This window comes from Arthrobacter sp. Z4-13, assembly GCF_054792705.1.
This window is the reverse complement of sequence record NZ_CP096459.1, coordinates 4,210,747-4,224,851: the sequence shown is the minus strand read 5'-3', so window position 1 is coordinate 4,224,851 and position 14,105 is coordinate 4,210,747. Positions and strand designations below refer to the sequence as shown.

The window sequence follows — 14,105 nt, the reverse complement described above, 5'->3', positions numbered from 1 at the left end:
GCGTGAAATCGAGCCACGGTTGCTATGAGGGTGACTGCCGCTCGTCTCGTGGCCAGGAGCGGCGGAAGTTATTTGACGGAGTGAGCGGGCTCCGGTGCTCGCGCACACCGCAGGGTGTGGCGACCGGGTCCGAGCGCATGGACGGTCGCATCGGGAAGGGTCGCCGTCGCGCGTGCTGTGGAGGGAACGAGAACGTCCAGAACGAACTCCTCGCCGCTCCGCCACGACACCTCGAGCGGCCCACGAGGGGTGAGGAGCCGGTACGACGCCTCCGACGCCGGGGAGAACGGCACCGGCGCGACGTCGAAGCGCTCCCAGGCGACTGATCCCCCGCTCTGGCGGACCCCGGCGATGTATTCGTGCAGGTACCGGACCACGGCACCCTTGCTGTAGTGATTCAGCGACTCGTGGGCCTGCCCGTCGTCGGTGACGCCGTCCCAGTCCTCCCACATCGTGGTTGCGCCCCGGTCGAGCATATTCAGCCAGGACGGGGTGGTGCGCTGCATCAGCACGCGGGAGGCGAGGTCGGCGTAGCCGGTCTCAGCGAGGACGGGCAGGAGCATCCCCGTCGAGAGGAATCCTGTTCCGAGGTGGTCGCCGTCATCCTCGATGAGTCGCGCGAGGCGAGCGGCCGCGGCCGGTCGGAGCGGTGCCGGGACGAGGTCGAAGGCGAGAGCGCGCACGTAGGCGGCCTGCGTGTCGGTGTCGGTGCGTCCGTCGTCGAGGAGGAACTCGGTCCGCCACGCGTCCCGCACCTTCCCGGCGAGACCGCTGTAGTGCTCCGCGTCGCAGGGTCGGTCGAGCACGACGGCGATTCGGGCGAGGGTGTCGAGCGACCGGAACAGGAAGGCCGTGCCGACCTCGCCGCGATCAGCGGACATGTACGCCCGCATGTCCTCCGCCATCGGGTCGATGAGTGTGCCGTCCGCGCGGCGCTTCTTCGGTTCCAGCCACTCGCCGTAGTGGAAGGGTGCGTCCCAGATGTAGATCTCGTGCGGCGCCGGTTCAGGACGACGAGCAGCGCGCTCGTGATGACGTCGGGTACGGGCGCAGGTCAGGGCGTACTCGAGGAAGGCGACCATCGAGGTCCAGCTAGCCTCGAGGATTTCGGTGTCCCCGTAGGCCCGGTAGAGCACCCACGGGATCTCGATGAGCGCGTCACCCCAACCGGCAGATCCCCCGGTGAGGGATGTCGGCGCTGCGCGGTCAAGCTTAGAGCGTTCACTGTCGGGCGAGAAGGAGGCCGGCACGCCGTCGTCGGCTTGATCGTCGCGGACCGACTGGAGCCACTTTGCGGCGAAGCCGTCGATGTTGTATAGCTGTACGGCGGTCGAGGCGAAAACCTGGAAGTCGCCAGTCCAGCCGGAGCGCTCCCGGGTGGGGCAGTCCGTGGGGATGTCGATGACGTTGCTGCGGAAGCTCCATACGGCCGCGGCGTGGAGCGCGTTGAGGTCGGGGGCGTCTGAGCGGAACTCGCCGACCAGAGGGAGATCGGAGTGCACGACGACGACGGTCGTATCCTCGAGGGCGAGGGGGCGACCGTGGTGGCGGATGCGGACGTAGCGAAAGCCGTGGACGGTATGCCGTGGCTCGAACTCAACTGCACCGCCGCCGGCGATGACCGAGTCGAGCTGTGCGCCCGACATCCTCTCTCCGTGCCGGTTGGTCATGTCCAGGTGTGCGGTGGTGATGTCGCCGTCCGGAGCGAGGTGCTCCGCGTACTCAAGAACCGTCTCCGCCCCGTCGGGGCCGAGATCGCTCAGCCGGATCCAGCCAGTCAGGTTCTGGCCCACATCGAGGATCGACACGCCATCGCGGATCTCCGTGAGCGCGAGAGGGGGCAGCTCGGCGATGCGGCGGACCGATGGCGCGGGCGACCAGGTGGGGACGGGCGCCGTAACGATGTCCACCTCCACCGGCAGAGGCTCGCCACCGTTCCGGCGGAGGTCGCTCGTCTGACCGCGCATGAGATCGGCGCGTACGATCGGTGAGGAGACCGCGACCCAGTCAGTGTCGGTGGCGACGGCGAGAGGACCGCCGGCGGTGTCGATGTCGAGGCGGGCGAGGACGCCGAGACGCTCGCCCCAGCAGTCCCGGGGCTGGGCGCCGCCATTGCGTCCCCGGAACCAGCCGTCCGTCACCGTGAACTCGAGGACGTTCTCCCCCTCGCGCAGGTGGCGGGCCACGTCGTAGGCCTGCGCGTGGAGCGTGAGGTCGTAGCTCGTGAAGCCCGGGGCGAGCTCGATCTCGCCGACGCGGGCGCCGTTGAGGGTGGCGTCGTAGATACCAAGCGCGGTGGCGTAGAGCGTGGCGGAGCGTACGGGGTGCTCGAGGGTGAACGTGCGACGGAGCACGAACCCGCCGCGGTTCTCCGCAGCGCGATGCTCAGAGCTCTCCGGCGCCGAGATCCATCGCGCCGCCCAGTCGGGCTCCGTCCACAGAGCCGAGCGGAAGACCGCCCACGGTGACCAGGCTTCCCCGCTCTCGCGGACCCGCCAGCGGACGACGCTTCGGCTGGGAACGGGGGCGAACGGCCACAGGACGCGGAGCACCGGACCGGCCGCGGCCGTCTGCGGCTCACCGTCGTTGACGACGGCCTCGATCTCGTACTCGGGCAGCGAATCCTCTCCAGGAGCCGGAATCCACGTGAGCACCGGGCATCTGGTGGGCACGATGCCGCACTCGCCCTGCTCGCCGGCCGTGAGGCCCCAAGGACTCTGCGCGTCGGACTCCACGTGATCCTCCTCGATCGTTAATGCCGAAAAAAATGGTGCGGCGTTGTTTTCGAAGACGATAGCATAAAAAACAATGCCGCAACATTTTTTTCGCAGCATATCTGCTCTGGGTGGTTCCCGCGTCCGGGTGGCCCCCTCTCGCACCAGGGGCGGTCCGTGCCTCCACGGCCGGAGAGGCCGAGATCCATGCGGATTTCATCGCAGGGAAAGCAGCGCGGTCGTCAGGCCGGCCCGCGCGGTCCCGGTGGTGCGGGAGCACTCGCGTCCGGAGCCCGCCCGGCCCCTCCTCGCGGCATCACGGAAGCAGCGCCGCCCGTGCGCGGGAGCGCTTTGCGCCGTCGGTCACGTCACCGCGCTGTCGCGTCAGACGAGCTCAGACGCCCGGTGCCGCCCTGTCGTTCTCCGCGAAGGAGGGGATGACTGACTTAAGGAACCGGAGCAGGATCCCGTTTACGTCGATGACGTCGCGGTCGTAGAGCCACTGGAGCTGCAGGCCGTCACTGAGGGCGATGTAGGCGGCAGCGATGTCCTGTCCGGACATGGCTCCAACCGTCAGCCCCTCGCGTTCGAGCTGCTCGAACGTCACCTGGATGAAGTACCGGACGCGGCGGTAGCGATCGCGGTAATGCTCGTGCGCGGGATGCTCCTGCGAGGCCGCTTCCGCAGAGAGGATGCTGTGAAGCTCGACGATACCCGGTCGGTTCCGATCCTCGAGGACGACATCGAGCATCGTGAGGAAAGCCTCGATCCCGATCGGGCGCTTCTCTGTGTACCGTTCGGCGGCGATCGCCTCGTGGCGCTCCAGCAGCGCTTCGAGCAACTCAGACTTGTTGGCGAAGTGATGCACCAGGCCGCCATCGCTGATGCCCGCGCGTTCCGCGATCTGCTTCATCGTCGTGGCCCGGTAGCCCAACTCGCCGAAGACCTCGGCCGAGGCGTCGAGGATCCTGTTGCGCACGCGCTCGGTCTTGGCGTACGAACCACGGGCCCTCGATGTAACCGTCACGCGAACCTCCTGGGAATCTTCGGCCAAAGCAATGGTGCGGCCCGGAATTCATGATACCTTGGCGAAAACAACGCCACACCATTTTTTTCGGCGTCGGTCGAGGAGGATCAGATGAAGAACGAGACAGGACCGGAAGCGGCCTGGACGCCGGACGACGTGAAGCAGGCGCGCACGCTTCCTTCGGCAGCCGTCAGGTGCGGACTGATCGCGCGGATCCGCCCCTTACCGTACCGACCACGTCCTCGAAAGGCTCTCGCATGACCGACCACCCCTATCTCGACCCGACTCTTCCCGCCGAGGAGCGGGCGAAGGACCTGCTGACCCGCATGAGCATTGAGGAGAAGGCCGGGCAGCTATGCCAGTACTTCTACTTCGGTGACATGGGTCCTCTGCCCGGTGGGTTGGACATCGAGTCGCTTCCGCCCGAGCAGCGTCGGTTCCTTCGTCAACCCGAGATGGTCGAGGAGGCCATCGCGAGGGGTGGTGCGGGATCGCTGCTGTTCGTGAAATCGGCCGAGATGGCCAATCGCCTGCAGAGGCTGGCGATCACGAGCAGCCGCCATGGCATTCCGCTACTTTTCGGCTTCGACGTGATCCACGGCCTCCGCACCATCTTCCCCGTGCCGATTGCTCAGGCGGCCTCCTGGGATCCCGCCGGCGTCAGCGCCGGCCAGTCCGTCGCCGCGCGGGAGGCGCGCGCGTCCGGGATCCACTGGACCTTCGCCCCGATGATCGACATCGCCCGCGACGCGCGCTGGGGACGAATCGTCGAGGGTGCAGGAGAGGACCCATACCTCGCCTCCGCGATGGCCGCCGCCCAGGTCGAGGGCTTCCAGGGAGATCTCGGCCCCTCGAATGTCCTGGCAGGCCCCAAGCACTTCGCGGGCTACGGCGCCTCCCGAGGTGGCCGCGACTACGACGACGTCGAGCTCTCCGACTCCGAGCTGCACAACGTATACCTCCCTCCGTTCAAGGCGGCGATCGACGCGGGGGCCCGCAATATCATGAGCGCCTACATGGAGCTCAACGGCGTCCCGGCCAGTGGGAACCGATGGCTGCTGACCGACGTCCTGCGCGGTGAGCTCGGCTTCGAGGGCTTCGTCAATTCCGACGCGAACGCCGTGACGTCCCTCGAAACTCAGCACTTCGCCTCCTCCCCCATGGACGCCGCGGTCCGGGCTGTCACGTCCGGCCTGGACATGGAAATGGCCACGTTCGAGGCCCACTTCGGTAACCTCCCTGACGCCGTCGCCCAAGGCCTGCTCGACGAGGCCTCACTGGATCAGGCAGCGCACCGCGTGCTGACGGCCAAGTTCCAGCTCGGCCTGTTCGAGAACCCCTATGCCGACGAGGACGCTGGCCGCGACGTGCTCGCCACGGCCGAGCACCGCGAGCTCGCGCAGACGGCCGCCGAGCGCTCCGCCGTCCTCCTGAAGAACGACGGTCTCCTGCCGCTGGACCCGTCGACGATCGGGTCCGTTGCCGTCATCGGCCAGCTTGCCGGCAGCCGACGGGACGTCCTCGGACCATGGGTGTTCGACCACGACGTCGACGAGGCCGTAAGCATCCTCGACGGACTGCGGACGCGCCTCGACGGGGAGGCGACCGTCACCTATGCCGTTGGTGCCGGCATCCCCGAGCGGCTGTTTCCTTCGATGTTCGACCGCTCTGACCCCACCGTGGCGCCTACCCCCGCCGACCACGACGATGACGCAGAGATCGAGAAGGCCGTCCGCGCGGCGGCGGACGCCGATGTCGCCATTGTCGTCATCGGCGAACGCCAGAACCAGATCGGCGAGAACGCATCGACGTCGACCCTCGATCTGCCCGGACGCCAGCTCGAGCAGCTGCAGCGCATCACCGCGACCGGAACGCCCGTGGTCGTGCTCGTCATGTCCGGCCGGCCCCTGGACCTGCGCTGGCCGGCGGATAACTCCAACGCGATCCTCGAGGTCTGGTACCCCGGGACGCGCGGAGGTGATGCCGTGGCCGCACTACTCGTCGGCGACGCCAGCCCCGCCGGCCGATTGCCCTTCACCTGGCCCCGTCACGTCGGACACGTGCCGATGATCTACTCGCACATGCGCACATTCCAGCCCGAGCACCAGGACAAGCGCTACTGGAACGACAGCTCGACCCCGCTCTACCCGTTCGGTTATGGCCTCAGCTACGGCTCATTCGAGTACGCCGACCTCACCGTCGATCGCGACCGGATCGCCGTGGGCGAGAGCGTGTCGGTATCGGTCACCGTCACCAACACCTCCACGCGCTCGGCGGACGACGTCGTGCAGCTCTACCTGCACCAGCGGCACGGCAGCGCCACCCGCCCCGTCCGAGAGCTGAAAGGCTTCACCCGGCTCACCCTCGACGCCGCCGAGAAGCGCACCGTGACTTTCGATCTCGGACCGACCGAGCTGAGCTACTGGAGCGCCGCGACCCGCGAACGGGTCCAGGAGGCGACGACGTTCGACATCTGGGTCGGCGGCGATTCCACCGCCGAGCTGGCCACCACCCTCACCATCACCTCGAAGCAGGAGAGCCCCGCATGACCGCACTACGACCGGACTTCCTCTGGGGAGCATCAACCGCACCGCACCAGATTGAGGGCGGCAACCTTAACAGCGACTGGTGGATCTACGAGCAGCGCGCCCCTCACTTCGCGGCCAGCGCAGATGCGGTTGACTCCTACCACCGCTACGAGGAGGACATGCGCCTGCTCGCCGACGCGGGGCTCACCGCCTACAGGTTCGGAATCGAGTGGTCACGCATCGAGCCGCTGCCCGGACAGTACTCCCGCGCGGAACTTTCCCACTACCGGCGCATGATCGACACGGCGATCAGCCTCGGCCTGACACCGGTCGTGACCCTGCACCACTTCACGAGCCCGCGCTGGTTCATCGAGGAGGGCGGCTGGCTCGGAGACACCGCACTTGAGCGATTCACCGCCTACGTACGCCAAGCATGCACGATCCTCGACGGCGTCGAGTGGGTGTGCACCATCAACGAGCCGAATATGTTCTCGTTCATGATCCTGATGAGCCGCATGATCAACTCCGACGCGGTACCCAAGATCGACACCCCCACGATCCAGCCTGAGGGAGACTTCACCCTCCCCTCGCCGTCCCCCGAGACGACGCAGCGCCTCATCGACGCGCACCACGCCGCGCGGGAGATCGTCCGTGAGCTGACGTCCGCGAAAGTCGGCTGGACCGTCGCGAACCAGGCCTTCTACGCCCTCCCCGGAGGGGAGGAACGGCTCGTCCACGAGCAGCAGATTCGCGAGGACGTTTTCCTAGAGGCCGCCCGCGGAGATGACTTCCTCGGAGTGCAGGCCTACTCGGTACAGGCCATCGACGCGAACGGCCTAGTCCCAAATCCGCCGAGTCCCGAGAACACGATGGTCGGCACCCCGTACCGCCCTGACGCTCTCGGCATCGCGCTCCGGCACTCGTTCGAGGTGTCCGGAGGGGTGCCCCTCCTGGTCACCGAGAACGGCATCGCCACGCCCGACGATGACCGTCGCATCGCGTACACCGAGGAAGCGATCGCGCACCTTCACGAGGCAGTCGCGGACGGCGTCGACGTGCGCGGCTACCTCCACTGGAGCCTTCTCGACAACTTCGAGTGGGGCCACTGGGATCCGACCTTTGGCCTTATCGCCGTCGACCGCGACACGTTTCAGCGGCACCCCAAGCCCAGCCTCGCCCGGCTGGGAGAGATCGCCCGCGAGAGCATCACCGCGTCCACCACCGACTCCCCGGAAAGCATCGTTCGATGACCGACAACCACGGTGCTCTGACCGGGAACAGCACCATCGGAGCCTGGCTGCAGCACCCTGCCGGAGCACCGATCTTGCTCGGCATCGCCCAGCAGGCAGGCATGGACGAACGAGCACTCTCCGCCCTGCGCAAGGTGCCCTTCGGCTACCTCGTCGCCTCGTCTCCCGGTGCGCCCGTTGGCCTCGTCGACTCGCTCGTGGCCCGAGCTAACGGCGGCCGTGTGCCGTCCGACGAGGAGGCCGTCGGGGTCGCCTGGTCGGAGAGGATCACCCCCGACCGCTTTGCCGGGAGGACGGTGATCGTCACCGGCGCCGCGTCCGGCATCGGCCGGGCCGTCGCCTCCCGCGTCGCCCGCGAGGGCGGCACGGTGATCGCCGTCGACCTGTCCGCCGACCGCCTCGCCGTGCTCGTCGAGCAGCTTCCCGCCGGAACGGTCGTCCCAGTGGCAGCGGACATCACCTCCGAGGACGGCGTCGCTGCGATCCTGGAGGCGACCCAAGGGCGCGTCGATGCTCTCGCTAATGTGGCGGGTCTCAGCGACGATTTCGCCCCGCTGCACGAAGTCGACGACGCCGTTCTCGACCGGGTCTTCGACGTGAACGTGTTCGGCGTGATCCGGCTGACACGCGCCGTGCTCCCGCTGATGCTCGCAGTTAAACGAGGGTCCGTCGTCAACATCGCCTCCGAAGCGGCGCTGCGTGGCTCTTCCTCCGGACTCGTCTACACGGCCTCTAAGCACGCGGTTGTCGGCATCACCAGAAGCATGGCGTTCATGTACGAACCGCAAGGAATCCGGACCAACAGCGTCGCCCCAGGCGGAACTCTCACCGGTATGCGTCCCGTCAACACCAGCCCCTTCGGCCAGGAGCGCATCGACACCCAGCGCGCCGACGTCCCCATCGCCGTTCCCGAGGCCCTTGCGGCCTCGATCACGTTCCTGCTCAGCGACGACAGCGTCAACATCAACGGCGCCATCCTCCCCTCGGACGGAGGCGAGTCCGTGTTCTAGCCGGCACAGCGGTCGAGGGCCCAACGATCATCGATACCGGCGCCACCATTCGAACCAGGAAGACGGACACCATGACCGATTGCACTAGGCAATCCCAAACCCCCGGCATGCTGGAAGTACATACCAAACAGGCCTCTGAAGTAGACGACACCGTGACCAGAGCAATCGAAGTCGTCCAAGAGGCCGCCACGAAACACAAAACAGGAATTCTTGTATCACGCGTCGACACTGACAGATATATTGTTCGGGCACATCCTGCCGTCCCCTTCGGGCTGGTCCGCCAGCAGTATGAGCCGGCCGAGAGGTGACCAAAGGAACCACCACGACATGCCTGCAGACCCTTCCAAACCACAACAGCATCTTCGGCATGTCATCGAAAGGTGACACATTGGATATCCCTGCAAACCTCCCTTTGGAGGTCGCTTCCGGCGAATCAGGAGCTTGCCTGAAACTCGAAATCCCCTCGCCCGGAAACCACGTATCGGTACGTATAGGACATGAAATCCTAAGCGGTACCGTGGACGAGGTAATGCCCGACCAATCCTGCTTCTGGATTTGGACGGACGGCGGAATGGGTAGGCGACTGATCGACACCCTTGAAGCGATACCACTCATGCGAGGCAAATAAGGGACCGTGGGACGGCTGCCTACCCCAAGGGCAACGCAGCCATCAGCTATCGACGAGACCTCGTTCCACCGGCAGTTTACGTACACCCCAACCTAACGTCAGGCACCACCTCAAACACCGTCAGAATAGGGTCCATAAAGCGCTTCCTGCACGCCCCGGCGAACAGTCTTAGATTCCAACCTGACAGACGCACGCGTCGGGCACCGCCTAGAATTCACCACGCCAACGAAACTGCCGCCCCGCCCTAACGAACCAACCATGCGTCACACTGAACCGCTGATCACCTGATCACCCGGTCACGCCCAGCAAGCACACCCGTTACGGCGACAACTGCCATGATGCCCGCAGTGACGAGCAGCGGAAGTGTCCAGCCTCCGCTCACGTCGCGAAGACCACCGAACATTACCGGCCCAACAGCAGCCAGACCGTAGCCGACGGATTGTGCCATACCGGACAAGGACGCCGCCTGCGGGTAGCTAACGGTCCGGAGGCTGAACAGCGAGAGGGCGATGACAATGAGGCTCCCGCACCCGATGGCCCCAAGCAGGACCCACAGCAACACGAGGTCCGGCGCAAGTGCAAGCCCGAGAAATGTCACGACCATAACGGCGCCGCTCGAGAAGGAGACCAGCCGCTGGTCCGACCCGCGGTGAAGGACTCCCCCTGCAGCAAGGCTGGCGAAGACGCTGATGAGCAGGAAAACGGACAGATGGATGCCGGCTGTCGTGGCGGACACCCCGCGGCTTTGTTCGATGGTGGGCAGCCATGCCATCAGGACGTAGAAGGCGATCGACTGCAGTCCCATGAAGATGGTCACCTGCCAGCCCAAGGCTGAGGTCCAGGGCGACCGGTAGGAGACCTTCGGCGTCGTGGCGTTTACGGTGCCCGACTTGTGCCGGCGCAGCCACGGCAGGAGCACCGCCATAGCTACAAGGGCCAGTCCCACCCAGATGCCGAGGGCAAGCCGCCATCCCGCGGGGGACGTCTGTGCCACGGGAACGACGACGGCGGCACCCATCGCGGCGAAGGCGGCCTGGGTGGCGGTGTAGCTTCCGGTGAGCTGGCTGACCCTCAGGGGAAAGTCCCGCTTCACGAGCGATGGGACCAGGACATTGAGAAACGCGATAGCCAAGCCAATCAGTGCCGTGCCCGCCCAGATGAAGCCCGGCACAGGCAGGGAGCGAAGCAAAATGCCCGAGGTGAGGATCAGCAGGGACATCCAGAGCGCCCGGTCCAGGCCCAGGCGGGAAGCGAAGCGCGGCGCCACGGGTGAGAAGACTGCGAAAGCAATAAGCGGAAGCCCTGTCAGGAAGCCTGCTGCGGTGCTTGAGAGGCCAAGGTCGGTGCTGATGTTCGCGAGTACGGGTCCGACACTGACAAAGGACACCCGAAGGTTAACTGCAATGAGCAGGACACCTATGAAGGCGACGCCGATCCTGACGGTGCGGTCCGTGGCGTTCCGGGTGGCAGCGGGCATCGTGCGTTTTTCCATCCTTTTGAAAGTGAGAGCGTCCCGGTTCCAGCGGTGAAGGGTGGGAGAGCGTTTGAGCTGAAGCTTAGAGCACCTTGCGGATGGTTTCCTCGAAACTCGTGACATGGTGCAGGGCCAGCTCACCCGCCTTGTCGGCGTCTCCCGCAGCTACCGCCTTGAGCAGGTCCACATGCTCGGTAATGTGTCCGGTCACCGAGGGGACCTTGTCCAGCACCACGCACCAGATCCGGGTGGCGAGGTTGTCGTAGCGGATCAGTGTGTCTTCCAGGTGCGGGTTGGCGGCCGCCTTGTAAATCAGCCGGTGCACCATCAGGTCGTAGCGCATCAGGTCACGGGACTCCCCCGGACTGGGCTCAAGCCCGGCAATGGCATCGGCCACCTCCAGCAGTTCGCGGCGCATGCTCTCACTCGCCCGGCCGGCTGCGCGCCGGGCAGCCAAGGGCTCCAGCAGTTCCCGGATCTCCGAAACGTCCGCGAGCTCGGTGAAGTCCACGTTGGTGGCGAAAGTCCCCCGGCGCGGATAGGAAATGACCAAGTGGTCCACCTCGAGCCGCTTGATCGCCTCGCGGACGGGTGTGCGGCTGAAGCCAAGCTCGGCCGCCAACTGTCCATCGTTGATCGGCTCGCCCGGACGGATCTCCAGCATGATGAGCTTGTCCCGCAGCTGCCGGTATGCGGCCTCCGCCTGCGAAGGGGCTTCCTCCTCGGCAGGGGTCAGGGCAAGAAGTGCATTCAAGGCGCCGCTCCAATCTTTAATACCCGCTGAACCCGAACTCGTCGCGTTACGCCGCTTTCGGTCCAGCTATTGACTCTGCTGTGACCCTAATCATACCATTGACCTCACACTGATATATCAGTCATTGCAAATGTGGTATTTCAAAAGGAGCATCCGTGGTTGAGCAGTTGAACGAGCGACTTTCCGTAGTCGATCCCGAGGTCCAGCAGGCCATAAACAGCGAGCTGGGCCGCCAGCAGTCCACACTGGAAATGATCGCCTCGGAGAACTTCGCCCCGTCCGCAGTCATGGAGGCACAGGGCTCGGTCCTCACCAACAAGTACGCCGAGGGCTACCCGGGCAAGCGCTACTACGGCGGCTGCGAGCACGTGGACGTTGTGGAACAGCTGGCTATTGACCGCGTCAAGGCCCTGTTCGGCGCTGAATTCGCCAACGTCCAGCCGCACTCCGGCGCGCAGGCCAACGCCGCCGCCATGTTCGCCCTGCTGAACCCGGGCGACACCATCATGGGCCTGAGCCTGGCTCACGGCGGCCACCTGACGCACGGCATGAAGATCAACTTCTCCGGCAAGCTCTACAACGTGGTCCCCTACCACGTGAGCGAATCAGACCTGCGCATCGATATGGCCGAGGTCGAGGCACTGGCCCTGGAGCACCGCCCCAAGCTGATCGTCGCCGGCTGGTCCGCCTACTCCCGCCAGCTGGACTTCGCCGAATTCCGCCGCATCGCCGACCTTGTGGACGCCTATCTCATGGTGGACATGGCCCACTTCGCCGGCCTGGTGGCCGCCGGGCTCCACCCCAACCCGGTCCCCTACGCAGACGTTGTCACCACCACCACGCACAAAACCCTTGGCGGACCCCGCGGTGGCGTCATCCTCGCCAAGGAGCAGTACGGCAAGAAGATCAACAGCGCAGTCTTCCCCGGCCAGCAGGGCGGCCCGCTGGAGCACGTCATCGCCGCCAAGGCAGTGGCCTTCAAGCTCGCCGCCAGCCCTGAATTCAAGGAACGCCAGGTGCGCGTCCTGCAGGGATCCAAGCTTCTCGCCGAACGGCTCCTCCGCGACGACGTTGCCGCAGCAGGAATTTCCGTGGTCAACGGCGGCACGGACGTCCACCTGGTCCTCGTGGACCTCCGCAACTCCGAGCTGGACGGCCAGCAGGCCGAAGACGCCCTGCACCGGATCGGCATCACCGTGAACCGCAACGCCGTCCCCTTCGACCCCCGCCCGCCCATGGTTTCCTCCGGCCTCCGGATCGGCACCCCCGCCCTCGCCACCCGCGGCTTCGGCGGCAGGGAATTTACCGAGGTTGCGGACATCATCGCGACGGCGCTCATCGCCGCTGCGGGCACCGGCACCATGGATGACAGCACCGCCGTCGAACTCCGCGCCCGGGTCACGGCCCTTGCCGAGGAGTTCCCCCTCTACCCCCACCTCAATGACGGCACCGAAGTTGTCGCCCTCGAAGCAGACCTGATTGGAGCAGCCCAGTGAGCGCAGATCTCCTCCCCGAGCACCCGGACTTCCTCTGGCGCAACCCGGAACCCAAGTCCTCCTATGACGCCGTGATTGTCGGCGGCGGCGGGCACGGCCTGGCCACCGCCTACTTCCTCGCCAAGAACCACGGGATGACCAACATCGCGGTGCTGGAAAAGGGCTGGCTGGCCGGTGGCAACATGGCCCGGAACACCACCATCATCCGCTCCAACTACCTCTGGGACGAGAGCGCGGCCATCTACGAGCACGCCCTCAAGCTCTGGGAGATCCTGCCGGAGGAGCTCGAGTACGACTTCCTCTTCAGCCAGCGCGGCGTCATGAACCTCGCCCACACTTTGGGCGACGTCCGTGAAAGCATGCGGCGCGTGGGCGCCAACAAGCTCAATGGCGTGGACGCTGAGTGGCTTGACCCCAAGCAGGTCAAGGAACTCTGCCCCATCCTGAACATCAGCGACAACATCCGCTACCCCGTTATGGGTGCCACCTACCAGCCGCGCGCAGGCATTGCCAAGCACGACCACGTGGCCTGGGCCTTCGCCCGCAAGTGTGACGAGCTGGGCGTGGACATCATCCAGAACTGCGAAGTCACCGGCTTTGTCAAGGACGGCAACCGCGTGGTGGGCGTCAAGACCAACCAGGGCACCATTAACACCGAGAAGGTAGGCCTGTGTGCCGCCGGGCACAGCTCGGTCCTGGCCGAAATGGCCGGCTTCCGGCTCCCCATCCAGTCCCACCCGCTCCAGGCACTGGTGTCCGAACTCCACGAGCCGGTCCACCCGACGGTGGTGATGTCCAACCACGTGCACGTCTACGTTTCCCAGGCCCACAAGGGCGAACTGGTGATGGGCGCCGGTGTTGACTCCTACAACGGCTACGGCCAGCGCGGATCCTTCCACGTGATCGAGCACCAGATGGCAGCCGCCGTCGAACTCTTCCCCATCTTTGCCCGGGCACACGTGCTCCGGACCTGGGGCGGCATCGTGGACACCACCCTGGACGCTTCCCCCATCGTGGGCAACACCCCGGTGGAGAACATGTTCGTGAACTGCGGCTGGGGTACCGGCGGCTTCAAGGGCACCCCCGCGGCGGGCATGACCTTCGCCCACAACATCGCCACTGGTGAACCGCACAGGCTGAACAAGCCCTTTGCCCTGGAGCGCTTCGAAACCGGCGCCCTGATCGACGAACACGGCGCTGCCGCCGTCGCCCACTAGCCGCCAG

General features: G+C 65.9%; 9 protein-coding genes. 5 read left to right on the top strand and 4 right to left on the bottom strand.

The features are described 5' to 3' along the window. Positions 1–68: 68 nt before the first annotated feature. Positions 69–2,735 (bottom strand): family 78 glycoside hydrolase catalytic domain, encoded by a 2,667-nt coding sequence (locus tag M1E07_RS21315; RefSeq protein ID WP_461188584.1) that lies wholly within the window; start codon positions 2,733–2,735, stop codon positions 69–71. 373 nt (positions 2,736–3,108) lie between these two features. After that, complete coding sequence (locus M1E07_RS21310; RefSeq protein WP_461188583.1) at positions 3,109–3,741, bottom strand: TetR/AcrR family transcriptional regulator; 633 nt, start codon at positions 3,739–3,741, stop codon at positions 3,109–3,111. A gap of 257 nt (positions 3,742–3,998) precedes the next feature. Between M1E07_RS21310 and M1E07_RS21305 the strand changes: the two genes are divergently transcribed. Genes M1E07_RS21305 through M1E07_RS21295 form a run of 3 tightly spaced genes read left to right on the top strand, consistent with a single transcriptional unit; the run spans position 3,999 to position 8,529 of the window. Beyond that, on the top strand, positions 3,999–6,290 hold the full coding sequence (locus M1E07_RS21305; RefSeq protein ID WP_461188582.1) for a glycoside hydrolase family 3 N-terminal domain-containing protein: 2,292 nt from the start codon (positions 3,999–4,001) through the stop codon (positions 6,288–6,290). Then, positions 6,287–7,519 carry a glycoside hydrolase family 1 protein gene (locus M1E07_RS21300; protein ID WP_461188581.1) on the top strand — a complete coding sequence of 411 codons (1,233 nt, stop codon included), beginning with the start codon at positions 6,287–6,289 and terminating at the stop codon, positions 7,517–7,519. The genes M1E07_RS21305 and M1E07_RS21300 overlap by 4 nt, the downstream gene beginning before the upstream one ends. Continuing rightward, positions 7,516–8,529 carry an SDR family NAD(P)-dependent oxidoreductase gene (locus M1E07_RS21295; RefSeq protein WP_461188580.1) on the top strand — a complete coding sequence of 338 codons (1,014 nt, stop codon included), beginning with the start codon at positions 7,516–7,518 and terminating at the stop codon, positions 8,527–8,529. Before M1E07_RS21300 ends, M1E07_RS21295 begins: the two co-directional genes overlap by 4 nt. A 908-nt stretch (positions 8,530–9,437) precedes the next feature. Here the strand turns inward: M1E07_RS21295 and M1E07_RS21290 are convergent. Further along, entirely contained in the window at positions 9,438–10,634 is a 1,197-nt protein-coding gene (locus tag M1E07_RS21290; protein ID WP_461188579.1) for an MFS transporter, read from the bottom strand. Positions 10,635–10,713: 79 nt separating this feature from the next. Beyond that, positions 10,714–11,385: a GntR family transcriptional regulator gene (locus M1E07_RS21285; RefSeq protein ID WP_461188578.1), complete on the bottom strand. Its 672-nt coding sequence runs from the start codon at positions 11,383–11,385 to the stop codon at positions 10,714–10,716. Positions 11,386–11,540: 155 nt separating this feature from the next. Here M1E07_RS21285 and glyA point away from each other — a divergent pair, with 155 nt between their 5' ends. Next, positions 11,541–12,881: a serine hydroxymethyltransferase gene (glyA, locus tag M1E07_RS21280; RefSeq protein ID WP_461188577.1), complete on the top strand. Its 1,341-nt coding sequence runs from the start codon at positions 11,541–11,543 to the stop codon at positions 12,879–12,881. Then, positions 12,878–14,098: a sarcosine oxidase subunit beta family protein gene (locus M1E07_RS21275; RefSeq protein ID WP_461188576.1), complete on the top strand. Its 1,221-nt coding sequence runs from the start codon at positions 12,878–12,880 to the stop codon at positions 14,096–14,098. The genes glyA and M1E07_RS21275 overlap by 4 nt, the downstream gene beginning before the upstream one ends. Positions 14,099–14,105 lie beyond the last annotated feature (7 nt).